Raw genomic sequence first — 24,834 nt, 5'->3', positions numbered from 1 at the left:
CTGCGCATACTGTGGCCATCGTTAACAGGAGGTGTGGGATGGACAATTCATTGCGCCGTGGCTCGCTGGAGATGGTCGCCGCCATGCTGATTTCCGGGACCATCGGCTGGTTCGTGCTGGTGTCGGGCCTGGCGGTGGCCGAGGTGGTGTTCTGGCGCTGCGTGTTCGGTGCCGGCACGCTGCTGGTGATCTGCGCGGCCATGGGCTTGCTCAGGCCCGGGGCGCTGACCCGCGCCACCTTTCTGCTGGCGGTGGCCAGCGGGGTGGCCATCGTCGGCAACTGGGTGCTGCTGTTCGCCTCGTATTCGCGGGCATCGATCGCCATCGGCACGGCGGTGTACAACGTGCAGCCGTTCATGCTGGTGGGGCTGGCGGCGCTGTTTCTCGGCGAGAAGATCACCCTGGCCAAGCTCACCTGGCTCAGTGTGGCGTTCCTCGGCATGCTGGCCATCGTCAGTGCCCATGGCGCCGGGCAGGGCAGTGGCGACGACTACCTGCTGGGCATCGCCTTGGCGCTGGGGGCGGCGTTGCTGTATGCCATCGCCGCATTGATCATCAAGCGCCTGAAGGGCACCCCGCCGCACCTGATCGCGCTGGTTCAGGTGGTTACCGGGGTGCTGCTGCTGGCGCCGTTCGTGCGGCCTGCCGGGCTGCCGGCAGAGCCTTCGGCACTGGCCAGCCTGGTCACCCTGGGTATCGTACATACCGGGGTGATGTACGTGCTGCTGTACAGCGCCATCCAACGCTTGCCCACGGCACTGACCGGGGCGCTGTCGTTCATCTACCCGATTGCGGCGATTCTGGTGGACTGGGTGGCGTTCGGGCACCGCCTGGCACCGTTGCAGTGGCTGGGGGTGGGGCTGATTCTGCTGGCGGCGGCGGGGATGCAGCAGGGGTGGTGGTGGCGCCCGGCGCGACTTGCCCCGCGATAGGGCCGGAGCAGGTAGAATGGCGCTTTTTGCCAGCCTGCGACCTGCCATGACTTCGCCGATCCACACCCTCGAGCAACACCTGCTCGCCGCCCTCGACCCTGCCCCCACCGAAACCCGCCGCCTGTTCCACGGCCGTGGCCGTTGCTGGCCAGGGCTGGAGCAGGTCACCGTCGACTGGTTGCAGGGCGTGCTGTCGGTGGCGCTGTTCCGCGAGCCGGAGCCGGGCCAACTGGCCGAGCTCGAGGCCATGCTGCAGCGCCTGGCCGAAAGCCCGCAATGGGCTGGCCAGGCGATGCTCATCCAGCACCGCTACCTGCCCGACAGCCCGGGCCAGTGGCTGCTGGGCGAGCCCTGCCAGCAGCGTGAGGTGGTCGAGGACGGCCTGACCTACCTGCTCGACCTCGGCGTGCGGCAGAACACCGGGCTGTTCCTCGACATGCGCTACGGCCGGCGCTGGGTGCGCGAGCAGGCGGCAGGCAAGCGGGTGCTCAACCTGTTCGCCTACACCTGCGGTTTTTCGGTGGCGGCGATTGCCGGCGGTGCCGAGCAGGTGGTCAACCTGGACATGGCCAAGTCGGCGCTGTCGCGCGGGCGCGACAACCACCGCCTGAACCAGCACGATGCCTCGCGGGTGGCTTATCTTGGGCACGAGCTGTTCAAGTCGTGGGGCAAGGTGCGCAAGTACGGGCCGTACGACCTGATCATCATCGACCCGCCGACCTTCCAGCGCGGCAGTTTCGTGCTGACCCAGGACTACGGCAAGATCCTGCGGCGCTTGCCTGAGCTGTTGAGTGACGGCGGGACGGTGCTGGCGTGCGTGAACGACCCAGGCATCGGGCCGCAGTTCTTGATCGACGGCATGGCCGAGCATGCGCCGGGGCTGGCGTTTGTCGAGCGGCTTGCAAACCCGCCGGAGTTTCCCGATGCCGACCCTGAAGGCGGGTTGAAGGCGCTGGTGTTCCGCCAGATCTGATTCAGGCAAGCCCGCTCCCACTGGTGATACCTGTAGGAGCCGGCTTGCCGGCGATGAGGCCGGCACAGACGACATCAAGCCCCCAAAGCCTGCACCGGCAACGGATACACCTGGGCAAAACTCACCTTTTCGGCCTGGTCCACGCGCTTTTTCAGCCGCTCGTTGAACGCCCGGCTAACCGCATACTGCCCCCCGGAAATGGTGCGGAACTGCGCGGTCAGCACAAAGCCATTCAAGTCCATGCGGTCCACCCCGAACACCTGCAACGGCCCCTGCAGGTTGATGCGCAGCAGCGGGTCTTCGCTGATCGACTGCCCCACCTCATGGATCAACCCCAGCGCCTGGTCCACGTCGCTGTCGTAGGTGAACTGCACCGAGAAGAACGCATAGGCGAACTGCCGTGACTGGTTGGTGACCGCCTTGATCTGGCCGAACGGCACCGAATGCACGAAGCCCTTGCCATCGCGCAGGCGCAGGGTGCGGATGGTCAGGCTTTCCACGCTGCCGGCGTGGCCCGAGTCGAGCACCACCCAGTCGCCAATCGAGATGGTGTCCTCGATCAGGATGAACAGCCCGGTGATCACATCCTGCACCAGTTGCTGCGAACCGAAGCCGATGGCCAGGCCGATCACCCCGGCGCCGGCCAGCAAAGGCGCGACGTTGATGCCTAGGTTGGCCATGGTGGTGATGGTGCAGATGACGATCAGGATCACCTTGATGGCGTTGCGCAGCATCGGCAGGATGGTCCGCACCCGGGTGCTGGGCTGGCGCGCCTTGCTGCGCCCGACCGGGGGCTTGAGCGCCTCCTGGATGGCAGTGTCGAGCACCACCCACAGCAGCCAGGTGACCAGCAGGATCAGGCCGATGCTCGACAGCGAATTGCTGATGGCCTGGCCCAGGCTGTTGCTCAGGGCAAAATCAATCACCGAGAAGCCCCAGATACGCCCCAGCAGCTCGATGAAGGTGATCGCCATGGCAATGCGCAGCAGGGCGTGGACGAGGCTGCGCAGCAGCTCCTTGTAAGGCCGCACCCGCTGCGCCGGGTCCGTTTCGCGCGGGGCCAGCAGGTGTTGCAGCAGGGTGCTGAGGAACACCGTCGAGACCAGCAGCACGGTGGTCAGCAAGGCGTTCTGCAGGGCTTTCTGGCTTTCCTCGCCGGCGCCGACCAGGTGAATGGCCGAAACCAGGATCATCAGCAAGATCGGCAGGTACCACACCGCCGAGAAGATGCGCAGGGTCTCTTGCACGGCGCGGTGCTGCACGCGGTCCTTGTAGCTGCGGTTGCGGATCAGGTGGGCGACCGGCCGGCGCAGGCGGATCACCAGGCTGGCGAAGATGAAGGTGGCAGCAAGGCCGGTGAGCACGGCGATGCTGGCGGTGATGTTACCGCCCAACTGGCGGGCGATCTGCGGGCTGGTCAGGGCGTCGCTCCAGGCCGCGAGAAAGCCGATCAGAAACAGCGGGCGCGGCGTCAGGCGCTTGATCAGGGCCACGGCCGGGCGCTTGTGGCCGGCGTCGAACAGGGTGATCAGGCACAGGATGATCGAGGTGGAGAAAAGCCCGCTGCTGGTGGCGTAGGCCAGGCTCAAGCCCAAGGCGCGGGCCACCGAAGGGTCGAGAAAACGGCTGGCGTACAGGGTCAGCGGCAGGCTGGCCAAGGCCGGCAGGGTGTAGGGCAGCAGGTAGCCGAGCAGGCTGCTGGCGCGTTTGCGCGGGCGTAGCCAGGCGCTGGCGCATGCACGCCTGGCGGCCCAGCGGCCGAGGCTTGTGAGCAGCGCGAAGCTGGCCACCCAAGTGACCGTGAGCAGCAGGAAGTTGCCGGCCAGGTGCAGCGAGTCGGTGGCCGAGTGCTTGTCGACCAGGCGCTCCACTTCCTTGGCGGCGCGGTCGGTGCGCAGGCGCCAGGCGTCCACCAGGTGGGCATCCAGGTCCAGCTCCTGGGCGGCGCTGTCCAGGCCATCGGCCAGGGCGCCGAGCAGGCCGCCTTGCAATACTGCGGCGGGTTCTGCAGGTGGTTCATCGGCGGGGGTGGGCTCGGCGGCCAGCAGGTGAGTGCTCAGCAGGCAACTGAACAGCAGGGTGAAGAAAGCGCGCAGCACGTGAGTACTCCTTGGGCCGGTGAGGGGCAGGGTTACTCAAGGAACTGATTGGCTTACAGACGGGAAAGTTCGATCAAATGTCGGCACATCCCTTGTAGGAGCCGGCTTGCCGGCGATGAGGCCGCCACAGGTTGACGATGGCACCGGCGTTGCCGGTGATCGCCGGCAAGCCGGCTCCTACAGGGTGTGTGTTTTGCGGTTACTGGCCGGTGTAGATCTGGTCGAACACTCCACCATCATTGAAGTGGGTCTTCTGCACGGTGCGCCAGTCGCCGAAGGTTTTCTCCACCGACAGGAAGTCGACTTTCGGGAAGCGGTCGGTGTACTTGGCCAGCACGGTGGCGTCACGCGGGCGCAGGTAGTTCTGTGCAGCGATTTCCTGGGCAGCCGGGGACCAAAGGTACTTGAGGTATTCCTCGGCCACGGCCTGGGTGTTCTTCTTCGCCACCACCTTGTCGACCACGCTTACCGGCGGCTCGGCTTCGGCCGACACGCTTGGGTAGACCACCTCGAACTGGTCGCGGCCGAACTCGCGGGCGATCATTTCGGCTTCGTTCTCGAAGGTCACCAGCACGTCGCCGATCTGGTTGGTCATGAAGGTGGTGGTGGCGGCGCGGCCACCGGTGTCCAGCACCGGCGCCTGCTTGAACAGCTTGCCGACGAACGCGCGGGCCTTGGTTTCGTCACCGCCCTGCTTGAGCACGTAGCCCCAGGCCGAGAGGTAGGTGTAGCGGCCGTTGCCCGAGGTCTTGGGGTTGGGCACGATCACCTGCACACCGTCCTTGAGCAGGTCGGGCCAGTCTTTCAGCGCCTTGGGGTTGCCCTTGCGCACGATGAACACGGTGGCCGAGGTGAACGGCGCGCTGTTGTTTGGCAGGCGGGTCACCCAGTTGTCCGGCACCAGCTTGCCATTGTCGGCCAGGGCGTTGATGTCGGTGGCCATGTTCATGGTGATGACATCGGCCGGCAGGCCGTCGATTACCGCGCGGGCCTGCTTGCTCGAGCCGCCGAAGGACATCTGCACGTTGACCTTCTCGTTGTGCTCGGCTTCCCAGTGCTTCTGGAACGCCGGGTTGTAATCCTTGTAGAAGTCGCGCATCACGTCGTAGGAAACGTTGAGCAGGGTTGGCGCGGCCTGGGCCAGGTTGCCCAGGGCCAGGCCTGCGGCGAGCAGCGAGGCGCTGAAGAGTTTTTTCACGTTGCGTCCTTGTTATTGAATGGGGAGTGGCAGAGTGCCTGCGACTATAGCGGGTGGCTGTGTGGCGGCTAAAGAACAAAAACAGCTTTGGTTATGTCGGTGTGGCTGCTGGCCCTGTCGCCGGCAAGCCGGCTCCTGCAGGGACCGTGCAGCGTTCAGGCCTGCAGTGATCCTGTGGGAGCGGGTTTACCCGCGAAGAGGCCGGCACAGGCAGGCTTCATTGCTTGGGAAACAGCACGTTCCCGCAGCGCGAACAAAACGCCGCGCCATGCTCATGGGTCTTTTTGCTGCACACCGGGCAGTCATGCTGCAACTGCTCACCGCGCATTGCATTGGCAAGCTCGGCGGTAAAAATGCCGGTCGGCACGGCAATGATCGAATAACCGGTAATCATCACCAGCGACGAGAGCACCTGCCCCAGCGGCGTTTTCGGCACGATGTCGCCAAAGCCCACGGTGGTCAGGGTGACGATGGCCCAGTAGATGCCCTTGGGGATGCTGGTAAAGCCATGCTCAGGCCCTTCGACCACGTACATCAGGGTGCCGAATACGGTCACCAGGGTCGATACGCTGACCAGGAATACGATGATCTTCTGTTTGCTGCCCTGCAGCGCCGCCAGCAGGTAGTGGGCCTGCTTCAAATACGGGCTGAGCTTGAGCACGCGGAAGATCCGCAGCATGCGGATGACGCGGATGATCAGCAGATACTGGGCGTCGCTGTAGTACAGGGCGATGATCCCCGGCACGATCGCCAGCAGGTCCACCAGCCCGTAGAAGCTGAAGGCATAGCGCAACGGCTTGGGTGAGCAGTACAGGCGGGTCAGGTATTCGGCCAGGAAGATTGCCGTGAAGCCCCACTCGATGGCCGCCAGCAGCCCGGCGTAGCCTTGGTGAACGTCGTCGATGCTGTCGAGGATCACCGTCACCAGGCTGGCCAGGATGATCAGCAGCAGGGCTTTGTCGAAGCGCCGACCGGCCACGGTGTCGGTCTGGAAGACGATGATGTAGAGGCGTTCGCGCAGGGATTGCGGGGTGGGCATGGAAGGACGATTCCGAAGGTTTGAGTGACAAGACTAGAAGGTCTGGGGCTGACTCGGAAGGGGCTGGGCTGGGGCCTGTCAGAAATGCCAGTTTCACAGCGTCCATAGATCGCCGAGCATACGAGCAGGTTCATTGATCATGGGAGCCGGAGATGCCCGATCTTATCCAGACACACAAGCAATTGGCACAAAGCACCAGGTTGCTGAAGACAGATCTCGCCGGGAGTGTCCTTGGGGAGCATGCGCGGGTGCAGACCTCGGTACCTTACATGCCCTATGGGTATTTGGGCGCAAGCAAAAGTGGGCTCTACTTCAACGGGCAGTGGCTGGAGCCGGCAATCCAAGGTTACTTGTTGGGGAACGGTTATCGAGCCTATGGCCCGACGCTGATGCGTTTTTACAGCCCTGATGAGCTCAGCCCTTTCAAGAGAGGGGGCATCAACGCTTATGCCTACTGCAATGGCGACCCGATCAACCTCAATGACCCGTTGGGGCGGGCGGGGCAGAAGACTGGGTTGACGCGCCTGCTCAAGACCTACGGTTTACCCAAAAAAGATCTGAAAGCTCATTTGAATCTACTCAATGATCCTAGAAGCCAGGGGCGCACCATTGATGTCGTTCGAGTGCATGAAAGGCAGGCGACTACGTTCCAGTTTTCCTTCGCGGATGGCAAATTCAATGCAACAGTCATTTCCGAAAGCCCGTTCAATGAACTGTCGGGAAATCACTTCGTGAAAGGCAATACCTATATCCCCGCACCTCCAGAGAAAAACTACCACCTCTTGACGATGCAGGGGTTTGAAAAAAAGATGCTTGTGCCCGATACCCACGCTTTCATATCCGGTGTGCAGCCAGCACCTGTGCAGTCAGGTTCATCCAGAGGTGCTGGCAGTCATGGCTACCTGACGCTTTCTGACGCAGCCACTGGTCTTCGACAAAATAAGTGAGTTTACATACGGTCAGCTTCGCAGCTCGGCAGAGTCGTGTCGATGGCCGCGGCGAGCCAGATAGTTACCCAGGTGCATCAGCCAGCAGGCCACCACAAAGGGTGCGGTCAGGCCTGCCACCGACAGCAGGTTGAACAACGGCTGCAGCAGCAGCGCCAGGGCAATGGCCAGCAAGGTCACCCAAGGCCGTTCGCCCTGGCGGCTGAAGGCCAACGCCGCCAATGCGCCATTGAAGCCGTACAACCCCATCCATACAGCTTGCCCCTCACCTGCCAGCAGCGCCACGGCGCCGCCGAGCATCGAGCCGATCACCGCCCATGTAGCGGCGTAGGGGTTGGCGAAGTACATGCCGATGACGATCAGCAGCCCGGCCATGGGTTTGTCGAGCAGGAAGATCTGCCCCACGCCGCGCAGCAGGGCGTACAGCGGGTCGGCCTCGACATAGGCGGTGGTGGCAGGTTCGGCCATCATCAGGGCGGCCCAGCCGAGCAGCACGAAGGGTGCGGTGTAGGCCACCAGCAGCTTACCGCCGCGCTTGCGCCACTGATGGGTGAGCATGCTCGACAGCCCCCCTGCGGCGATGATCAGCGGCGGCAAGATGGCCGACCAGGGCAGCACGGCGCTGATCAGAATGCCAATCAGCACGCCGTTGTAGCAGTACAGCCCGGCCTGGCGGTCGGCGCGGTCGTAGCCGCGGCGCTGGGCCGTGAGCAGGCCGGCCAGGGCGCCGAGCAAGGCGCCGCCGACCAGCGCCGGGGCAGTCAGCAGGATGGCCAGCAGGCAGCACAGGCCGCACAGGGGGCTGCGCAGCAGCAGCACCTGGCTGAAGCCGTTGAGCAAAGCCGTGGCCCAGTCGGGGCACGGGTTGACGAAATTTTTGGTGTACATGGGCAGTCAGTGAGGTGAGTGGGAAGCGGTGGGCCTCTTTGGGCCTCGGGTTTTCCGCAGGGTTGTTGCAGTCGTATCAGGGGAGGGCTGCGCCCTCCAATCGCGACACAAGGCCGCTCCCACAAGGATCGCGTTCCCATGCCCTGGCGCGATCCCTGTGGGAGCGGCCTTGTGTCGCGATTGGGGCGCAAAGCGCCCCCGGCGATCTCAGACCAAGGTCTCGATCCGCAGCGTATTAGTCGACCCCGGCTTGCCGAAAGGCACACCGGCGGTGATCAGCAGCGTGTCGCCACGGCTGGCCATGCCTTGGGCCTGGGCGATTTCCAGGGCGGTGGAAACCACCTCGTCAACCTGGCGCAGGCGGTCGTTGACCACCGAGTGCACGCCCCAGGCCACGCTCAGGCGGCGGGCGGTCTTGAGGTTTGGCGTGAGGTTGAGGATCGGTGCCCGTGGCCGTTCGCGTGCAGCGCGCAGGGTCGAGGTGCCCGACTCGCTGTAGTTGACCAGCACCGCCACCGGCAGGATGCCGCTGATACGGCGGATGGCGCAGCTGATGGCGTCCGACACGGTGGCCTCGGCCTTGGGCCGGCCCACGTCGAGCTGGGCCTGGTAGTCCGGGCCGTTTTCCACCTGGCGGATGATCTTGCTCATCATCTGCACCGCTTCCAGCGGGTAGTCGCCCGAGGCGGTCTCGGCCGACAGCATCACCGCGTCCGCCCCTTCGGCCACGGCGTTGGCCACGTCGGTGACCTCGGCGCGGGTCGGGGCCGGGGAGAAGCGCATCGACTCGAGCATCTGCGTGGCCACCACCACCGGCTTGCCCAGCTGGCGGCAGGTGTTGATGATCTGCTTCTGGATCTGCGGCACGCTTTCGGCCGGCACTTCCACGCCCAGGTCGCCACGGGCGACCATGATCGCGTCGGACAGCTCGGCGATGGCCTGCAGCTGTTCCACCGCCGAAGGCTTCTCGATCTTGGCCATCAGGTAGGCGCGGTCACCGATCAGCTGGCGCGCCTCGACGATGTCCTCGGGGCGCTGCACGAACGACAGGGCCACCCAGTCCACGCCAAGCTCCAGGCCGAAGCTGAGGTCGCGGCGGTCTTTTGCGGTGAGCGGCGAGAGGTCGAGCACCGCTTGCGGCACGTTGACGCCCTTGCGGTCGGACAGCTCGCCACCGTTCAGTACTTCGGTGTCGATGGCGTCACTGTGCTTGGCGGTGACCCGCAGGCGCAGCTTGCCGTCGTCCAGCAGCAGGTCCATGCCTGGCTGCAGCGCGGCGATGATTTCCGGGTGCGGCAGGTTGACCCGGCGGCTGTCGCCCGGGGTGTTGTCCAGGTCCAGGCGCAGGGCCTGGCCGCGTTGCAGCTGCACCTTGCCTTCGGCGAAGCGGCCGACGCGCAGCTTGGGCCCTTGCAGGTCCATGAGGATACCCAGCGGGTAGTTCAGCTGCTGCTCGACTTCGCGGATCCACTGGTAGCGCAGGGCGTGGTCGGCATGCTCGCCGTGGCTGAAGTTGAGGCGGAAGATGTTCACCCCGGCTTCGACCAGCTGGCGGATGTCGTCGATGCCTTTGATCGCAGGGCCGAGGGTGGCGAGGATCTTTACTTTTTTATCAGGCGTCATGATTGGGCAGTCTCGAGGATCAGGATGGCGCGGAAGTCGTTGACGTTGGTGCGGGTCGGCTCGGTGACGATCAGCGCATCGAGGGCGGCGAAGTAGCCGTAGCCGTTGTTGTTGTCCAGATCAAAGCTGGCCGACAGGCCCAGGGCCTCGGCGCGGGCGTAGCTTGCGGGGGTCATGAAGGCGCCGGCGTTTTCTTCCGAGCCATCGATGCCGTCGGTGTCGCCGGCTAGGGCGTACACGCCCGGCAGGCCCTTGAGGCTTTCGGTGAGGCTCAGCAGGAACTCGGCGTTGCGCCCGCCGCGGCCGTTGCCGCGCACGGTGACGGTGGTTTCGCCGCCGGAGAGGATCACGCAGGGGGCCTTCAGTGGCTGGCCGTGCAGGACGATTTGCCGGGCGATGCCGGCGTGCACCTTGGCCACCTCGCGCGACTCGCCTTCCAGGTCGCCGAGGATCAGCGGGCTGAAGCCGGCCTGACGCGCCTTGACGGCGGCGGCCTCCAGCGACTGCTGGGGTTTGGCGATCAGCTGGAAGTGGCTGCGGGCCAGGGCTGGGTCATCGGCTTTGACGGTTTCCGAGGCGGGGTTGTTGAGCCAGTCGATGACCGCTTTGGGCGCGTCGATGCTGTAGCGCTTGATGATTGCCAGGGCATCGGCCGAGGTGCTCGGGTCGGCCACGGTGGGGCCGGAGGCGATGACCGTCGCCAGGTCGCCCGGCACATCGGAGATGGCATAGGTGTAGACGGTGGCCGGCCAGCAGGCCTTGGCCAGGCGGCCACCCTTGATCGCCGAGAGGTGCTTGCGCACACAGTTCATCTCGCCGATGGTGGCGCCGGATTTTAGCAGCGCCTTGTTGATCTGCTGCTTGTCGGCCAGGGTCAGGCCTTCGGCGGGCAGGGCCAGCAAGGCCGAGCCACCGCCGGAGAGCAGGAAGATGACGCGGTCGTCTTCACTGAGGTTGCTGACCAGGTCCAGCACACGCTTGGCCACGGCGAGGCCGGCGGCGTCGGGTACCGGGTGGGCGGCTTCGACCACCTCGATCTTCTGGCAGTTGGCGCCATGGCCGTAGCGGGTCACGACCAGGCCCGAGACCTCGCCCTGCCAGCTTTTTTCGACCACTTCGGCCATGGCGGCGGCAGCTTTGCCGGCGCCGATGACGATGACCCGGCCGCTGCGGTCAGCGGGCAGGTAGGGTTCGAGGACTTGACGCGGGTGGGCGGCGGCGATGGCTGTGTCGAACAGGTCGCGGAGAAGTTTTTGCGGATCGACCGACATGGCAGGCTCCCAAATTCTTGTTGTTCTGCAGAATCGAAAACGCCCCTGGAACTGCCTCCGTGCAGGCCGAACCAGGGGCGGGTGTTGCTCGGGGTCACCGATGATCCGAGGGTTGCAGGTTCATCGGTGCGAAATTCATCGCAGGCAAGCCGGCTCCTACAGGGGTGAGGCCTTCGCTGTAGCTGTAGGAGCCGGCTTGCCTGCGATCAGGTCTTACTTGTCGTCGCGGATCGAGAAGTTGGCCATGTGTTCCAGGCCTTTGATCAGCGCCGAGTGGTCCCAGTTGCCGCCGCCCAGGGCCTGGCAGGTGTTGAACACTTGCTGGGCGTTGGAGGTGTTGGGCAGGTTGATGCCCAGCTCCTTGGCGCCCTGCAGGGCCAGGTTCAGGTCCTTTTGGTGCAGGTTGATGCGGAAGCCCGGGTCGAAGGTGCCCTTGATCATGCGCTCGGCGTGCACTTCGAGGATCTTCGACGAGGCGAAGCCGCCCATCAGTGCTTCACGCACTTTGGCAGGGTCTGCGCCGTTCTTGGCGGCGAACAGCAGGGCTTCGGCCACAGCTTGGATGTTCAGGGCGACGATGATCTGGTTGGCGACCTTGGCGGTCTGGCCATCACCGTTGCCACCCACGCGGGTGATGTTCTTGCCCATGGCTTCGAACAGCGGCAGGGTGCGCTCGAAGGCTTTCGGGCAGCCGCCGACCATGATGCTCAGGGTCGCAGCCTTCGCACCGACTTCGCCGCCGGACACCGGGGCGTCCAGGTAGGCGGCGCCAGTGGCCTTGATTTTCTCGGCGAAGGCCTTGGTGGCGGTAGGGGAGATCGAGCTCATGTCGATCACTACCTTGTTCGGGCCGACGCCCTGGGCGACGCCGTTGTCACCGAACAGTACGGCTTCGACCTGCGGGGTGTCCGGCACCATGACGATGATGAACTCGGCTTCCTGGGCCACTTCCTTCGGGTTGGCCAGGGCCACGGCGCCAGCGGCGACCAGGTCGGCCGGGGCTGCGTCGTGGTGGGTGGAAACGAAGATGCTGTGACCTGCCTTTTGCAGGTTCTGAGCCATGGGCTTGCCCATGATGCCGGTGCCGATGAAACCGATTTTAGCCATGAGAGATACCTCGTTGTAATTGTCGAATCTCGATGGAACAGGCGTGTAGGAGCGGCCTTGCGTCGCGAATGGGGTGCGCAGCGCCCCCAGGATTTCAGCCATGGCAAAGATTGCCGGGGCTGCTGCGCAGCCCATCGCGACACAAGGCCGCTCCTACAAGGCCCCGCACACCCTCTTAAATTGCGTTATGGCTCTTGAGCCAGCCCAGGCCCGCCTCGGTGGTGGTCTTGGGCTTGTATTCCGCGCCCACCCAGCCCTGGTAGCCGATGCGGTCCAGGTGCTCGAACAGGAAGCGGTAGTTGATCTCGCCGGTGCCGGGCTCGTTGCGGCCCGGGTTGTCGGCCAGCTGCACGTGGTTGATCAGCTTGAGGTTGGTTTCCAGGGTGCGCGCCAGGTCACCTTCCATGATCTGCATGTGGTAGATGTCGTACTGCAGGAACAGGTTGTCGCTGCCCACCTCGGCCTGGATTTCCAGGGCCTGCTGGGTGGTGTTCAGGTAGAAGCCCGGGATGTCGCGGGTGTTGATCATTTCCATGACCAGGCGAATACCAGCGGCCTTGAGCTTGTCGGCTGCGTACTTCAAGTTGTCGACGAAGGTCTTGCGCACGTCGGCGCACTGCAGGCCTTGCGGGCGAATGCCGGCCAGGGCGTTGACCTGGGTGTTGCCCAGCACCTTGGCGTACTCGATGGCCTTGTCGACACCGGCGCGGAATTCTTCGACGCGGTCGGGGTGGCAGGTGATGCCGCGTTCACCCTTGGCCCAGTCGCCTGCTGGCAGGTTGAACAGCACCTGGGTCAGGCCGTGGGCGTCCAGCTGCTGCTTGATTTCGGCTGCGCTGAAGTCGTACGGGAAGAGGTATTCGACACCGCTGAAGCCGGCGTCGGCGGCAGCCTTGAAGCGGGCCAGGAAGTCCTGTTCGGTGAACAGCATGGACAGGTTGGCAGCGAAGCGAGGCATGGTTGTCTCCTTGCGTTGAAGGCCCCCGGCGCCCGGTTATCGGGGCCGCGCGGGGGCGTCAGGCGATCAGTCCAGCAGCGAGATGGCGGTCGGCGCGTCGTTGCCGACCAGGGCGAGGTCTTCGAACTCGTTGACCGCGTTGATCTCGGTGCCCATGGAAATGTTGGTGACGCGCTCGAGGATCACTTCGACCACCACCGGTACGCGGAACTCTTCGGCCATCTTCTGTGCCTTGAGCAGGGCAGGGGCGATCTGGCCCGGCTCGAACACGCGGATGGCCTTGCAGCCCAGGCCCTCGACCACGGCGACGTGGTCGACACCGTAGGTGGCAGCGTCGGTGGCGTTGATGTTCTCGAACGCCAGTTGTACACAGTAATCCATGTCGAAGCCACGCTGGGCCTGGCGGATCAGGCCGAGGTAGGCGTTGTTCACCAGCACGTGGACGTACGGCAGGTTGAACTGCGCACCCACGGCCAGCTCTTCGATCATGAACTGGAAGTCGTAGTCACCGGACAGCGCGACCACCTTGCGTTTCGGGTCGGCCTTGACCACGCCGAGGGCGGCAGGGATGGTCCAGCCCAGCGGGCCGGCCTGGCCGCAGTTGATCCAGTGGCGTGGCTTGTACACGTGCAGGAACTGCGCGCCGGCGATCTGCGAAAGGCCGATGGTGCTGACGTAGGTGGTGTCCTTGCCGAACACCTCGTTCATTTCCTGGTACACGCGCTGCGGCTTGACCGGCACGTTGTCGAAGTTGGTCTTGCGCTGCAGGGTCGCCTTGCGCTCCTGGCAGTCTTTGAGCCAGGCGGCGCGGCACTTGAGCTTGCCGGCGGCTTTCCACTCGCGGGCCACTTCGAGGAACACGTCCAGCGCCTTGCCGGCATCCGAGACGATACCCAGGTCCGGGGTGAACACGCGGCCGATCTGGGTTGGTTCGATATCGACGTGGATGAAGGTACGGCCTTCGGTGTAGACGTCGACCGAACCGGTGTGGCGGTTGGCCCAGCGGTTACCGATACCCAGCACCAGGTCGGACTTGAGCAGGGTGGCGTTGCCGTAGCGGTGCGAGGTCTGCAGGCCGACCATGCCGACCATCAGCTCGTGGTCGTCCGGGATGGTGCCCCAGCCCATCAGGGTTGGCACTACCGGCACGCCGGTCAGTTCGGCGAACTCGACCAGTTTTTCGCTGGCGTCGGCGTTGATGATGCCGCCACCTGCCACCAGCAGCGGGCGCTCGGCTTCGTTAAGCATGGCCAGGGCCTTTTCCGCTTGCTTGCGGGTGGCGGCTGGCTTGTTGACCGGCAGCGGCTCGTAGGCATCGATGTCGAATTCGATTTCGGCCATCTGCACGTCGAACGGCAGGTCGATCAGCACCGGGCCCGGGCGGCCGGTGCGCATTTCATAGAAGGCCTTCTGGAAGGCGTAGGGCACCTGGCCGGGTTCCAGTACGGTGGTGGCCCACTTGGTCACCGGCTTGACGATGCTGGTGATGTCGACGGCCTGGAAGTCTTCCTTGTGCAGACGGGCACGCGGGGCTTGGCCGGTGATGCACAGGATCGGGATGGAGTCGGCCGAGGCGCTGTAGAGGCCTGTGACCATGTCGGTGCCGGCAGGGCCGGAGGTGCCGATGCACACACCGATGTTGCCCGGGTTGGCACGGGTGTAGCCCTCGGCCATGTGCGAGGCACCTTCGACGTGGCGAGCGAGGACGTGATCGATGCCACCGACTTTTTTCAGGGCCGAGTAAAGCGGGTTGATGGCGGCTCCTGGAATGCCGAACGCGGTATCTACACCTTCACGGCGCATGACCAGAACGGCTGCATCGATTGCTCTCATTTTGCTCATGGTTTGTGCCTCATCGATTTTGTAATTGTATACAACTTGCGTTGCGACAAAGTGTATTCATGCTTTGCCCGTCAGGTCAACGCATTTTCGTCGGTGAGGTCTGCATGGCCATCAAGCCCGTCAAAAGCGGCATTTCGTCGCAGTGCGCGGGGTTGCATTAAAAAATTGTATACAACCTGTGCCTTTGTTGTGTTCTATCTTGTCTATCGGTTTTCAACTGCCCTCGGGCTTCTCACAACAAGAAGAGGACCTTTCCATGACTGCCTTGAACCTGAAGACTGCCGTTGCCGTGGTCAACGCCGCACTGGCCGCAGGCCGCAAGATCGATGCTGCGCCGCTGACCGTGGCGGTGCTGGATGCCGGCGGCCACCTGCTGGCGCTGCAACGCGAGGACGGCGCCAGCCTGCTGCGCCCGGAAGTGGCAATCGGCAAGGCCTGGGGCGCGGTTGCCCTGGGCAAGGGCTCGCGCCTGCTGGCGCTGGACTCGCAGCAACGCCCGGCATTCTTCGCTGCGCTGAACGGTTTGGGTGAACGGCCGGTGGTGCCGGCGCCGGGCGGGGTGCTGATTCGCGATCCGGCCGGCAAGGTGCTGGGTGCGGTGGGGATCAGCGGCGATACGTCGGATATCGACGAGCAGTGCGCGATCAGTGCGATCGAGGAGGCCGGGCTGACGGCGGATGCCGGGGTGGCGGCTTAAGCATTCTGAAAATTGGGGCCGCTTTGCGGCCCATCGCGGCACAAGGCCGCTCCTACAGGGGATCGCAAATACCTGTAGGAGCGGCCTTGTGTCGCGATGGGCTGCGAAGCAGCCCCATTGGCCCTGTCAGGCTGCCTCGGGCTCGCAGCCTTTCAATACCAGGCGGATGATGGTCTCGGCCGCTGCCTCGTAATCACTGTCGGCAAGCTTGGCCTTGCCGGTGATCACCGAGATCTGCCAGTCGAAGTCGGCGTAGGTTTGCGTGGCCGCCCAGATGCTGAACATCAGGTGGTGGGCGTCGACATTGGCGATCTGCCCGCGGTCGATCCAGCGCTGGATGCATTCGATGTTGTGCCGGGCCTGTTCGTTGAGCTGCTCCACCTGGCTGGGCGAGAGGTGCGGCGCGCCGTGCATGATCTCGCTGGCGAACACTTTCGAGGCATGCGGCAAGTCGCGGGAGATGCGCACCTTGGAGCGAATGTAGGCGCTCAGTACTTCTTTGGGGTCGCCGTCGGCGTTGAATGGCGTCGAAGCCTGCATGATCGGCGCGATGATGCTCTCGAGCACCTCGCGGTACAGGTTGTCCTTGGACTTGAAGTAGTAATAGACGTTCGGCTTGGGCAGCCCGGCCTTGGCCGCGATGTCGCTGGTCTTGGTGGCGGCGAAGCCCTTGTCGGCGAATTCTTCACTGGCCGCGCGCAGGATCAGCTCCTTGTTGCGCTCGCGAATGGTGCTCATTGTCAGGGGTCTTCCTCGTGTCTGGCCCCCTGCAAACGGGGTTTGGCATGGTAGCACCCGCCCGGACGGGCGCTCAAGGCAGCGTCTTTGGGCTAGAATCCCGGCCATTCGAACCCATTGGAAACATTTTGACATGGCAGGCAGCAGCTTACTGGTTCTGATCGACGATATCGCCACGGTGCTCGACGACGTTTCGCTGATGACCAAGGTCGCGGCAAAGAAGACCGCCGGCGTGCTCGGCGACGACCTGGCGCTTAACGCGCAGCAGGTCACCGGTGTGCGTGCCGAGCGGGAAATCCCGGTGGTGTGGGCGGTGGCCAAGGGGTCGCTGGTGAACAAGGCGATTCTGGTACCGGCGGCGCTGCTGATCAGCGCGTTCATCCCCTGGGCGGTGACGCCCTTGCTGATGCTCGGCGGCGCCTATCTATGCTTCGAAGGCTTCGAGAAGCTGGCGCACAAATTCTTGCACAGCAAGGAAGAAGACGACGCCCAGCACCAGGTGCGCAAAGAGGCAGTAGCCGATGCCAGCGTCGACCTGGTGGCGTTCGAGAAGGGCAAGATCAAGGGCGCGGTGCGCACCGACTTCATCCTGTCGGCCGAGATCATCGCCATCACCCTGGGCACCGTGGCCGATGCGCCGCTGAGCCAGCAGATCATCGTGCTGTCGGGCATCGCCGTGGTCATGACCCTGGGGGTTTACGGGCTGGTGGCGGGTATCGTCAAGCTCGATGACCTGGGGCTGTGGATGACGCAGAAGGCCTCAAGCGTCAGCCGCAGCATCGGCAACGGTATTTTGCGGGCGGCGCCTTACATGATGAAGGGCCTGTCGGTGGTGGGGACCGCGGCGATGTTTTTGGTGGGTGGCGGCATTCTGGTGCATGGCACCGCGCCGCTGCATCACGCCATCGAGGCGTTCGCCGACGGGCGTGGCGGGGCCGTGACCGGGGCGCTGCTCAATGGCGTGGCGGGGGTGATTGCCGGGGCTGTGGTGCTGGCCGTGGTGAGCGTGGTCGGCAAGCTGTGGCAGGCGCTGCGCCCGGCCAACTGATGGGCGCAGCGCCTGTAGGAGCCGGCTTGCCGGCGATAGGGCCCTTGAAGCCTGCATGAATGCTGGATGGTTTTATGCAGGCCCGGCCCCATCGCCGGCAAGCCGGCTCCTACAGGGGGCCGGCGCTTGGCTTTGCGATCAGAAGTGCACTTTCACCAGGAAGCTCATGGTGTTCTGGTCGGTGGTGAAGCCGTCGGAATCCTTGATGCCGTACTTGTTCTTCCAGTAGTCGTACTCCACACCCACGTACAGCTGCTTCTCGCCCAGGTGCAGGGCCTTGCCCAGGTCGTACTTGATCTGCGGGTTGAAGTGCAGGTTGGCCTGGTAGGTGCCGCGGCGGTTCTCGTCGTTGTCCACCACCCAGTCCATGAAGCCGTCGATCAGGATGTCGGACGAACCCACAGGCAGGGTGTAGGACCACACCGGGGTGATCTGCCAGACGTTGTCGCCCGGGCGGCTGCCGTCGGTGGTGCGCTGGTAGAAGTTCAGCTGGAAGTAGTCAAAGCCTGGGATGGCCAGGTCGAAGCCCGGGCCGATCAGGTAGGCCTCGGTGTCACCCTCGCCGAACTCGTAGGTCATGGCCAGCAGCACGTCTTTCACCGGGCCGAACTCAAGCTTCTGGTCGAAGATCTTGCCGAACGACAGGCGTGGGCTGATTTCGCCGTAGTAGGTGTTCGGGCCGTTACCTTCGTCCTTCTTGCCCTGGTAGAAGATCTTGTCGACGAAGATGAAGTTGTCGCCGTACTTCCAGGCGTCGGCGTGCTCGAAAGTGACGGTCTGCTGCACGGCCGGGTTGACCTTGAAGCCTTTGCCCCACAGGTAGGTCAGGCTGTTGTTCTGCCACTGCAGCAGGTCGTCGGCTTGGCTGGCGCCGCAGGCCAGCAGGCCGCCGGCGAGGATCAGGCTGTTGATGGTACGCATTGCGTGTGTCGCTCCCTTGATTTGGATCTGTTGTCAGCGCTCGGGCGCTGTTCTTGTCTTTTGGGTCAGCTTTTTTCGATTGGCCACAGCTGTTTGGCAAGCGCTGTGCCAACATTTCCGGGTTGGGCGCAGCGGTCCTGCTCGACGGCTTTCTGAACGGATGAAAATGGGTGTTTCAGGCTGGCAACACGTTGGCCAACCGCCCGAATTCATTGACTGAGCGGTCAGCAAACGCGGGCAGGTTCCGTCCTGCCCCGATCGAGGGGGCGCGCAGATTACTCACTTGCGCGCCGGGCCTCAAGTGCTCCTTCCTGGAGCATGTGAATCAAAGTTGTGCGTTTGGTCAGTTTTTTAGAAGTGTACTTTGATCAGCGCGCTGGCGACACTCTGGTTGCTCTGCAGGTTGCCGCGGCTGTCGATGCCGTACTTGTCCTTCCAGTAGCTGTATTCAAAGCCCACGTACAACTGCTTGGCGCCCAGGTTCAGGGCCTTGCCCAGGTCGTATTTGACCTGCGGGTTGAAGTGCAGGTTGGCGTGGTAGGTGCCGCGGCTGTTCTGGTCGTTGTCGGGCACCCAGTCCATGTAGCCGTCGATCAGGATGTCCGACTTGCCCACCGGGATGGTGTACGACCAGCCGGGGGTGATCTGCCAGACGTTGTCGCCGGGGCGCGCGCCTTCGGTGTTGCGCACGTAGAAGTTCAGGGTGAAGTAGTTGAAGCCGGGGATGTCCAAGTCGAAGCCGGGGCCGATCAGGTAGGCCTCGTTGTCGCCTTCGCCGCGTTCGTAGGTCATGGCCAGCAGGACGTCTTTCACCGGGCCGAAGGCCAGCTTCTTGTCGAGGATCTTGCCGAACGACAGGCGTGGGCTGAATTCGCCGTAGTAGGTGGTGACGCCTTTGCCCGGGTCGGGCTTGCCGTTGTAGAAGATCTTGTCGATGAACAGGAACGTATCGCCGTACTTCCATTTGTTGGCGTGTTCGAAGGTGATGGTCTGCTGGATGTCGGGGTTGACCTTGAAGTCCTTGCCGTACAGGTAGGTCAGGCTTTCGCCGTGCCACTGCAGCCATTCGCCGGCGTGCGAGGGGAGGGTGGCGAGCAGGCTGCTGCCCAGCAACAGGGACGTGGTGATGCGTTTCATGTTGTGATTCCCGGACTTATTGTTTTTGTTGGTTTTTTTCGGCGCGCAGGCGCCCCGGGCGGCCCATTCCAGTGGGCCGACGGTCGTGCTATTGCTTGGTATGAAAGGGGGGCGGCAAGCGCCGCCCCCTGACAGCTCAATGCTGGTGACAGGCGTCGTTGTGCGCCGCGCGCTCGGCGCCGCCGAGGATGTTGAACAACAGGTTCAACACCAGGGCGCTGAGGGTGGCCATGGCGATACCACTGTGGGTGATGGGCTCCATCCACTGCGGCATCTGCGCGAAGAACTCCGGGCGTACCACCGGGATCAGGCCAAAGCCCACGCTCACCGCCACCAGCAACTGGTTGCGGCGGTCGCTGATGTCGGCCTCCTGGAGGATCTTGATGCCGGTGGCGGTGACCATGCCGAACATGGCAATGGACGCGCCGCCCAGTACCGCAGGCGGGATCGAGGCAATCAGGTAGGCCGCCTTGGGCAGCAGGCTGAGCAGGATCAGCAGCCCGCCGGCCATGACCGTGACGTAACGGCAGCGCACCCCGGTCATCTGCACCAGGCCGATGTTCTGGGCGAACGAGGAGTGGGTGAAGGTGTTGAAAAAGCCTGCAATGAACGACGCACCGGCGTCGCACAGAAGGCCCCGGCGCAGCATCCCGGGGGTGACTTCGCGATCGGTCACTTTGCCCAGGGCCAGGAACATGCCGGTGGACTCGACGAAGATGATCACCACCACCAGGCACATCGACAGGATCGGCGCCAGGCTGAAGGTCGGCATGCCGAAGTGCAGCGGCGTGACCACCTGCAGCCAGGGCGCTGCGCCCAGGCCCGACAGGTCGACCATGCCGATGGAACCGGCCAGCACGTAGCCCAGGCCCATGCCCACCAGCACCGACACGTTGACCCAGAAGCCACGCATGAAGCGGTTGATCAGCAGGATGACGGCCAGCACCAGCCCTGCAACCATCAGGTAGATCGGCGAGCCGAAGGTTTCGGCTTCATGGCCGCCACCGGCCCAGTTGACCGCCACCGGGAACAGCGACAGGCCAATGGAGGTGATGACCGTACCGGTCACCAGCGGCGGGAAGAAGCGTACGACCTTGGACATGAACGGCGCGATCAGCATGCCGAAGAAGCCGGCGGCGATGGTCGCGCCGAAGATCCCCTGCAGGCCGACGCCGGGCATGCCGGCCATGGCCACCATGCTGCCCACCGCGGCAAAGCTGGCGCCCATCATGACCGGCATGCGAATGCCGACCGGGCCGATGCCGAAGGACTGGATGATGGTGGCAACGCCGGCGACCAGCAGGTCGGCGTTGATCAGGAAGGCGACTTCCTCGCGGGACAGGCCCGCAGCCTGGCCGATGATCAGCGGCACGGCGATGGCGCCGCCGTACATCAGCAGGACATGTTGCAGGCCTACCAGGATCAGCTGGAACAGGGGCAGGGGCTGTCGTGGTGGCGCAACAGGGATGTACGCCTTGGGTGACTCGGACATGCAGCACCTCGAGTTTTGTTTTTATTCTCGGATCCAAGCGGGCGGCTTCACCTGGCAGGCTCCGGTGAGGGAGGCTGTGGTTCCCGGGTGAAGACGCACGCTCGATGCTTGCTTGTTACGTAGAGCTTGAGAGTGAGGCCGGACGTGCCGGCCTCATCGCAGGCAAGCCTGCTCCTGCAGGGAGCAGGTTGCCTGGGGTCAGTTGACCTGGGCGCCTTTGGCGATCCAGTCACCGACCAGCTTGCGTTCCTCGACGGTCATCTGGGTGATGTTGCCCAGCGGCATGATCTGGCTGGCAACCGCTTGCGCCTGAATGCGCGCGGCCTGGGCCTGGATCTGCTGCGGGGTGTCGAACATCACGCCGGCAGGGGCGGCACTGAACAGCGGGCTGGTCGGCTTGGCCGAGTGGCACACGGTGCAGCGTTCCTGGATGACGTTGTGGATCTTGTCGAAACCACCGGCTGGCGCCTGGGCGCTGGCCTGGGCTGGCTGCTCTGCCGGGGCGGCAGGGGCGGCAGCGGCCTTGGCGGCTTCTTCTTCACGCAGTTGGGCGGCGGTCTTGCCACCGACTGCAGTGGCCGGCAGCGGCTGGTACTCGACTTTGGCAGCGGCCTGCTCTGGGGCGGTCGGCAGCGGCTTGGGGCCGGTGACGTAGGCCAGGCAGATCATCGCCAGGGCGCCGACCGGCAGGGTCCAGGCGTACTTGTTGCTGTCGTGGCGGGTGTTGAAGTAGTGGCGGATCAATACCGCAGCGACTGCAATACCGGCCAGGATCAGCCAGTTGTACTGGCTGCCGTAGGTGCTCGGGAAGTGGTTGCTGATCATGATGAACAGCACCGGCAGGGTGAAGTAGTTGTTGTGACGCGAGCGCAGCAGGCCCTTGGCCGGAAGTACCGGGTCGGGGGTTTGGTTGTTCTCGATTGCCGCCACCAACTGGCGCTGGGCCGGCATGATGATGCGGAACACGTTACCGACCATGATGGTGCCGATGATCGCACCGGTGTGCAGGTAGGCGCCGCGGCCGCTGAACACCAGGCTGAAGCCGAAGCAGGCAGCGATGATCAGCACGAACAATACGCCGCCGAGCAGCGCCGGTTGCTTGCCCAGGGGCGAGTCGCAGAGGAAGTCGTAGATGAACCAGCCGGCGACCAGCGAACCGATACCGATGGCCACGCCTTCGGCACCGCTCAGGGTGCTGCCGGGTGCCAGCAGGTACAGGGTCGGGTTCCAGTAGAACACCACGCACAGCAGGGCGATCCCGGACATCCAGGTGAAGTAGGCTTCCCATTTGAACCAGTGCAGGTTCTCGGGCATTTTCGGCGGTGCGAGCTTGTATTTCTCCAGGTGGTAGATACCACCACCGTGGATGGCCCAAAGGTCACCCGACAACCCATCGCGCGGGTTGCTGCGGTTCAGGTGGTTCTCCAGCCAGACGAAGTAGAACGATGCACCGATCCAGGCGACACCGGTGATCATGTGAACCCAGCGAATGCTCAGGTTCAGCCATTCGTGAAGGTGTGCTTCCACAGTATGTACCTCTCGCCGGTCACCTTTCAGGCGAGCCTGAATGACCGACCTTTTCTTATTGGTGGGGATTGAGGATCAACATCTGTTCCTCGGGGAAGTAATGCTCATCGCAGTTGTTGCCAGAACCACTGCGATCAACCACCAGGAAGTCATCCCGCTTTTCGATCGTCAGCACCGGGTGGTGCCAAACGCCGCGATGGTAATTAACGCCCTGCCTGCCATTACTGCGGAAGGCACGGACCAAGCCTGATACAGGTGCATCGCCAACTGGCGCGACCACGATCAGAAAGGGGTTGCCGAGCAGCGGGATGAAAGCCTGGCTGCCCAGCGGATGGCGTTCCAGCATGCGTACGGTCAGCGGCATGTCCAGCGCGTCGGCGCGGAAGATGCTGATGATCGCCTTGTCTTCAGGCTCGGCGGTTTCGACCGTGGCGAGCTTGTGAAAGCGCATGGTCGAGCCGTTGTTGATCATGAAGTGGTCGCTGCCGTCGGTTTCGATCACGTCACCGAAAGGGGCGAAGGCTTCTTTGGTCAGGGGCTCGATCATCAGGGTGCGCATGCGGTTATCTCTTCTATGTTCGTTGTTATCAAAATAGGGTGGACCGGCTTGCCGGCCAGGCCCTGGGTGCGGACGCGTCACGCACTCGGGCCACGGCGGCGCTCAGTCCTCAAAGCTGCAACAGGCGGAACAGGGCAATCAGGTTGATCTGCGCCAGGGCTTCCTTGAACTCGGCATCGGTATCGTTGTGGATGCGTTTTTCGAAGGAGGCGAGGATCTGGTGCCGGTTGCTGCCCTTGACCGCCATGATGAACGGGAACTTGAACTTGGCCTTGTAGGCGTCGTTCAGCTCGGTAAAGCGGGCGAACTCCTCGGCGGTGCACTGGTGGATCCCGGCGCCGGCCTGCTCGTTGGTGCTCGATTCGGTCAGCTCGCCCTGCACGGCGGCCTTGCCGGCGAGGTCCGGGTGAGCGTTGATCAGTGCCAGCTGATCTGCGTGGTTGGCGCTGAGCAGGATGTCGCTCATGCGCTGGTGCAGCGCCTCGATCTCGTCCAGCTCACCCAGCTGGCCCAGGTCGTAGGCTTTTTCGGCGACCCACGGCGAGTGCTCGTAGATGTCGGCGAAGGCCTCGACGAAGGCGGCGCGGCTCAGGGTGGAGGGCTTGAGGGTGGTGAAGGCGGTCATCAGGCGTTCTCTTTCTTGTACGGGTGGGTGGCGTGCCAGTGGCGGGCGATATCCGCGCGACGGGCGAACCAGACCTGGTCGTGGCTTTTGGCGTAGTCGACGAAGCGCTTGAGCGCGGCCAGGCGCGCCGGGCGGCCGACCAGGCGGCAGTGCAGGCCGATGGAGAGCATTTTCGGCGCTTCGGCGCCTTCTTCGTAGAGCACGTCGAAGGCGTCTTTGAGGTACTGGAAGAACTGCTCGCCGCAATTGAAACCCTGCACCTGGGTGAAGCGCATGTCGTTGGTGTCCAGGGTGTAGGGGATCACCAGGTGCGGCTTGCCGGTGGGGTTGTTCGGCTCCCAGTAGGGCAGGTCGTCGTCATAGGTGTCGCTGTCGTAGAGGAAGCCACCTTCCTCCATCACCAGGCGGCGGGTGTTCGGGCCGGTGCGGCCGGTGTACCAGCCCACCGGGCGCTCGCCGGTGAGTTCGGTGAGGATGCGGATGGCCTCGAGCATGTGCTCGCGCTCCTGGGCCTCGTCCATGTTCTGGTAGTCGATCCAGCGGTAGCCGTGGCTGCAGATCTCGTGGCCGGCTGCGGCCATGGCGCGGATCACGTCGGGGTGGCGCTGGGCGGCCATGGCCACGGCGAAGATGGTCAGCGGCACGCCGCTGTCCTTGAACAGCTTGAGCAGGCGCCAGACGCCGGCGCGGCTGCCGTATTCGTAGAGCGATTCCATGCTCATGTTGCGCGCGCCCTGCAGCGGCTGGGCGGCGACCATTTCAGAGAGGAAGGCTTCGGACTCTTTGTCGCCATGCAGGATGTTGCGCTCGCCACCTTCTTCGTAGTTGAGCACGAAGGACAGCGCAATGCGGGCATTCCCCGGCCATTGCGGATGAGGTGGGTTGTTGCCGTAACCGATCAGGTCGCGAGGGTAGTCAGCGCTCACTGCAGTCTTCCTTCTTGTACGTTAGTGCGGGTGGTGGGCGGGCCGCGTCGGGATGTCGCACCACCGGATGGGCTGATTGTATACAACTTCTGAAATCATTTGTAAGCCTGTTTTTCAGCATTTCTTCCCATCGGTCAGGCTGAAAAGCATTGCAAGAAACCTGCCTGATTGGTCAGATAAGCCCGGTTGCGCCAGCACCGGGCCTGTATTTGCGACTGTTGGCACCTTTGTGGGGCAGGGCTGGGGCGGCAGACGGAAGGGTTCAAAAAATTGTGTACAATTTATCG

22 protein-coding genes are annotated in these 24,834 nt (G+C 63.8%); 5 read left to right on the top strand and 17 right to left on the bottom strand.

All coding sequences use genetic code 11. From position 1 onward, the window contains the following. Nucleotides 1-38: 38 nt before the first annotated feature. Complete coding sequence (locus tag KSS94_RS18915; RefSeq protein WP_217839604.1) at nucleotides 39-932, top strand: DMT family transporter; 894 nt, start codon at nucleotides 39-41, stop codon at nucleotides 930-932. A 16-nt stretch (nucleotides 933-948) separates the two neighbouring features. Further along, nucleotides 949-1,905, top strand: coding sequence for a class I SAM-dependent methyltransferase (locus KSS94_RS18910; RefSeq protein ID WP_217839603.1), 957 nt, complete (start codon nucleotides 949-951; stop codon nucleotides 1,903-1,905). 74 nt (nucleotides 1,906-1,979) lie between these two features. Here KSS94_RS18910 and KSS94_RS18905 read toward each other — a convergent pair whose 3' ends face one another. The 3 genes from KSS94_RS18905 to KSS94_RS18895 form a co-directional block, all read right to left on the bottom strand. After that, nucleotides 1,980-4,004, bottom strand: a complete 2,025-nt coding sequence (locus KSS94_RS18905; RefSeq protein ID WP_217839602.1) for a mechanosensitive ion channel family protein — start codon at nucleotides 4,002-4,004, stop codon at nucleotides 1,980-1,982. Between the two features lie 199 nt (nucleotides 4,005-4,203). Beyond that, nucleotides 4,204-5,202, bottom strand: coding sequence for a sulfate ABC transporter substrate-binding protein (locus KSS94_RS18900; protein ID WP_217839601.1), 999 nt, complete (start codon nucleotides 5,200-5,202; stop codon nucleotides 4,204-4,206). Nucleotides 5,203-5,419: 217 nt separating this feature from the next. Next, nucleotides 5,420-6,241: an ion transporter gene (locus KSS94_RS18895; protein WP_217839600.1), complete on the bottom strand. Its 822-nt coding sequence runs from the start codon at nucleotides 6,239-6,241 to the stop codon at nucleotides 5,420-5,422. A gap of 152 nt (nucleotides 6,242-6,393) precedes the next feature. Between KSS94_RS18895 and KSS94_RS18890 the strand changes: the two genes are divergently transcribed. Continuing rightward, nucleotides 6,394-7,188 (top strand): RHS repeat-associated core domain-containing protein, encoded by a 795-nt coding sequence (locus KSS94_RS18890; RefSeq protein ID WP_217839599.1) that lies wholly within the window; start codon nucleotides 6,394-6,396, stop codon nucleotides 7,186-7,188. 12 nt (nucleotides 7,189-7,200) lie between these two features. On the opposite strand, the gene KSS94_RS18885 is transcribed toward KSS94_RS18890, so the two are convergent. The 6 genes from KSS94_RS18885 to gcl form a co-directional block, all read right to left on the bottom strand. Continuing rightward, nucleotides 7,201-8,076, bottom strand: a complete 876-nt coding sequence (locus tag KSS94_RS18885; RefSeq protein WP_217839598.1) for an urea transporter — start codon at nucleotides 8,074-8,076, stop codon at nucleotides 7,201-7,203. 207 nt (nucleotides 8,077-8,283) lie between these two features. Beyond that, nucleotides 8,284-9,699 (bottom strand): pyruvate kinase, encoded by a 1,416-nt coding sequence (gene pyk / locus KSS94_RS18880; protein WP_217839597.1) that lies wholly within the window; start codon nucleotides 9,697-9,699, stop codon nucleotides 8,284-8,286. After that, nucleotides 9,696-10,970 (bottom strand): glycerate kinase type-2 family protein, encoded by a 1,275-nt coding sequence (locus KSS94_RS18875; protein WP_217839596.1) that lies wholly within the window; start codon nucleotides 10,968-10,970, stop codon nucleotides 9,696-9,698. The genes pyk and KSS94_RS18875 overlap by 4 nt, the downstream gene beginning before the upstream one ends. 213 nt (nucleotides 10,971-11,183) lie before the next feature. Beyond that, nucleotides 11,184-12,077 carry a 2-hydroxy-3-oxopropionate reductase gene (locus tag KSS94_RS18870; protein ID WP_217839595.1) on the bottom strand — a complete coding sequence of 298 codons (894 nt, stop codon included), beginning with the start codon at nucleotides 12,075-12,077 and terminating at the stop codon, nucleotides 11,184-11,186. A gap of 175 nt (nucleotides 12,078-12,252) precedes the next feature. Continuing rightward, nucleotides 12,253-13,035, bottom strand: a complete 783-nt coding sequence (gene hyi / locus KSS94_RS18865) for a hydroxypyruvate isomerase (RefSeq protein WP_217839594.1) — start codon at nucleotides 13,033-13,035, stop codon at nucleotides 12,253-12,255. 66 nt (nucleotides 13,036-13,101) lie between these two features. Next, entirely contained in the window at nucleotides 13,102-14,877 is a 1,776-nt protein-coding gene (gene gcl / locus KSS94_RS18860; RefSeq protein ID WP_217839593.1) for a glyoxylate carboligase, read from the bottom strand. Between the two features lie 256 nt (nucleotides 14,878-15,133). On the opposite strand from gcl, the gene KSS94_RS18855 reads away from it, so the two are divergent. Beyond that, nucleotides 15,134-15,574, top strand: coding sequence for a GlcG/HbpS family heme-binding protein (locus tag KSS94_RS18855; RefSeq protein WP_217839592.1), 441 nt, complete (start codon nucleotides 15,134-15,136; stop codon nucleotides 15,572-15,574). Between the two features lie 126 nt (nucleotides 15,575-15,700). Here KSS94_RS18855 and KSS94_RS18850 read toward each other — a convergent pair whose 3' ends face one another. Then, nucleotides 15,701-16,312 (bottom strand): TetR/AcrR family transcriptional regulator, encoded by a 612-nt coding sequence (locus KSS94_RS18850; protein ID WP_217839591.1) that lies wholly within the window; start codon nucleotides 16,310-16,312, stop codon nucleotides 15,701-15,703. Between the two features lie 133 nt (nucleotides 16,313-16,445). Here KSS94_RS18850 and KSS94_RS18845 point away from each other — a divergent pair, with 133 nt between their 5' ends. Further along, the gene (locus KSS94_RS18845; RefSeq protein ID WP_217839590.1) at nucleotides 16,446-17,360 is read left to right on the top strand and encodes a DUF808 domain-containing protein; all 915 of its coding nucleotides are present in this window, start codon (nucleotides 16,446-16,448) and stop codon (nucleotides 17,358-17,360) included. 138 nt (nucleotides 17,361-17,498) lie between these two features. Here KSS94_RS18845 and KSS94_RS18840 read toward each other — a convergent pair whose 3' ends face one another. The 7 genes from KSS94_RS18840 to puuE form a co-directional block, all read right to left on the bottom strand. Further along, nucleotides 17,499-18,281 carry an outer membrane protein OmpK gene (locus KSS94_RS18840; protein ID WP_217839589.1) on the bottom strand — a complete coding sequence of 261 codons (783 nt, stop codon included), beginning with the start codon at nucleotides 18,279-18,281 and terminating at the stop codon, nucleotides 17,499-17,501. A 351-nt stretch (nucleotides 18,282-18,632) separates the two neighbouring features. Continuing rightward, nucleotides 18,633-19,418, bottom strand: a complete 786-nt coding sequence (locus tag KSS94_RS18835) for an outer membrane protein OmpK (protein ID WP_217839588.1) — start codon at nucleotides 19,416-19,418, stop codon at nucleotides 18,633-18,635. Between the two features lie 136 nt (nucleotides 19,419-19,554). Continuing rightward, on the bottom strand, nucleotides 19,555-20,910 hold the full coding sequence (locus KSS94_RS18830) for a nucleobase:cation symporter-2 family protein (RefSeq protein WP_217839587.1): 1,356 nt from the start codon (nucleotides 20,908-20,910) through the stop codon (nucleotides 19,555-19,557). Between the two features lie 198 nt (nucleotides 20,911-21,108). After that, entirely contained in the window at nucleotides 21,109-22,437 is a 1,329-nt protein-coding gene (locus KSS94_RS18825) for a urate hydroxylase PuuD (RefSeq protein WP_217839586.1), read from the bottom strand. A 55-nt stretch (nucleotides 22,438-22,492) separates the two neighbouring features. Continuing rightward, entirely contained in the window at nucleotides 22,493-22,996 is a 504-nt protein-coding gene (locus KSS94_RS18820) for an ureidoglycolate lyase (RefSeq protein ID WP_138220263.1), read from the bottom strand. Between the two features lie 109 nt (nucleotides 22,997-23,105). Beyond that, complete coding sequence (uraD, locus tag KSS94_RS18815) at nucleotides 23,106-23,621, bottom strand: 2-oxo-4-hydroxy-4-carboxy-5-ureidoimidazoline decarboxylase (RefSeq protein WP_217839585.1); 516 nt, start codon at nucleotides 23,619-23,621, stop codon at nucleotides 23,106-23,108. After that, on the bottom strand, nucleotides 23,621-24,547 hold the full coding sequence (gene puuE / locus KSS94_RS18810; protein WP_217839584.1) for an allantoinase PuuE: 927 nt from the start codon (nucleotides 24,545-24,547) through the stop codon (nucleotides 23,621-23,623). The genes uraD and puuE overlap by 1 nt, the downstream gene beginning before the upstream one ends. Nucleotides 24,548-24,834 lie beyond the last annotated feature (287 nt).

It is taken from the genome of Pseudomonas fakonensis (genome assembly GCF_019139895.1).
Taxonomy (GTDB): domain Bacteria; phylum Pseudomonadota; class Gammaproteobacteria; order Pseudomonadales; family Pseudomonadaceae; genus Aquipseudomonas; species Aquipseudomonas fakonensis.
The sequence above is the reverse complement of the archived record's forward strand: the minus strand, read 5'-3'. Positions and strand labels throughout refer to the sequence as shown.

Bases quoted from the DNA above. Each gene is read 5' to 3' on its own strand.
- KSS94_RS18910 (WP_217839603.1), top strand. From the start codon at position 949: ATGGCGCTTTTTGCCAGCCTGCGACCTGCCATGACTTCGCCGATCCAC.
- hyi (WP_217839594.1), bottom strand. From the start codon at position 13,035: ATGCCTCGCTTCGCTGCCAACCTGTCCATGCTGTTCACCGAACAGGAC.
- KSS94_RS18820 (WP_138220263.1), bottom strand. From the start codon at position 22,996: ATGCGCACCCTGATGATCGAGCCCCTGACCAAAGAAGCCTTCGCCCCT.
- KSS94_RS18850 (WP_217839591.1), bottom strand. From the start codon at position 16,312: ATGAGCACCATTCGCGAGCGCAACAAGGAGCTGATCCTGCGCGCGGCC.
- KSS94_RS18855 (WP_217839592.1), top strand. From the start codon at position 15,134: ATGACTGCCTTGAACCTGAAGACTGCCGTTGCCGTGGTCAACGCCGCA.
- KSS94_RS18840 (WP_217839589.1), bottom strand. From the start codon at position 18,281: ATGCGTACCATCAACAGCCTGATCCTCGCCGGCGGCCTGCTGGCCTGC.
- KSS94_RS18915 (WP_217839604.1), top strand. From the start codon at position 39: ATGGACAATTCATTGCGCCGTGGCTCGCTGGAGATGGTCGCCGCCATG.
- KSS94_RS18845 (WP_217839590.1), top strand. From the start codon at position 16,446: ATGGCAGGCAGCAGCTTACTGGTTCTGATCGACGATATCGCCACGGTG.
- KSS94_RS18870 (WP_217839595.1), bottom strand. From the start codon at position 12,077: ATGGCTAAAATCGGTTTCATCGGCACCGGCATCATGGGCAAGCCCATG.
- gcl (WP_217839593.1), bottom strand. From the start codon at position 14,877: ATGAGCAAAATGAGAGCAATCGATGCAGCCGTTCTGGTCATGCGCCGT.
- KSS94_RS18895 (WP_217839600.1), bottom strand. From the start codon at position 6,241: ATGCCCACCCCGCAATCCCTGCGCGAACGCCTCTACATCATCGTCTTC.
- KSS94_RS18830 (WP_217839587.1), bottom strand. From the start codon at position 20,910: ATGTCCGAGTCACCCAAGGCGTACATCCCTGTTGCGCCACCACGACAG.
- KSS94_RS18890 (WP_217839599.1), top strand. From the start codon at position 6,394: ATGCCCGATCTTATCCAGACACACAAGCAATTGGCACAAAGCACCAGG.
- uraD (WP_217839585.1), bottom strand. From the start codon at position 23,621: ATGACCGCCTTCACCACCCTCAAGCCCTCCACCCTGAGCCGCGCCGCC.
- KSS94_RS18875 (WP_217839596.1), bottom strand. From the start codon at position 10,970: ATGTCGGTCGATCCGCAAAAACTTCTCCGCGACCTGTTCGACACAGCC.
- pyk (WP_217839597.1), bottom strand. From the start codon at position 9,699: ATGACGCCTGATAAAAAAGTAAAGATCCTCGCCACCCTCGGCCCTGCG.
- KSS94_RS18885 (WP_217839598.1), bottom strand. From the start codon at position 8,076: ATGTACACCAAAAATTTCGTCAACCCGTGCCCCGACTGGGCCACGGCT.
- KSS94_RS18835 (WP_217839588.1), bottom strand. From the start codon at position 19,418: ATGAAACGCATCACCACGTCCCTGTTGCTGGGCAGCAGCCTGCTCGCC.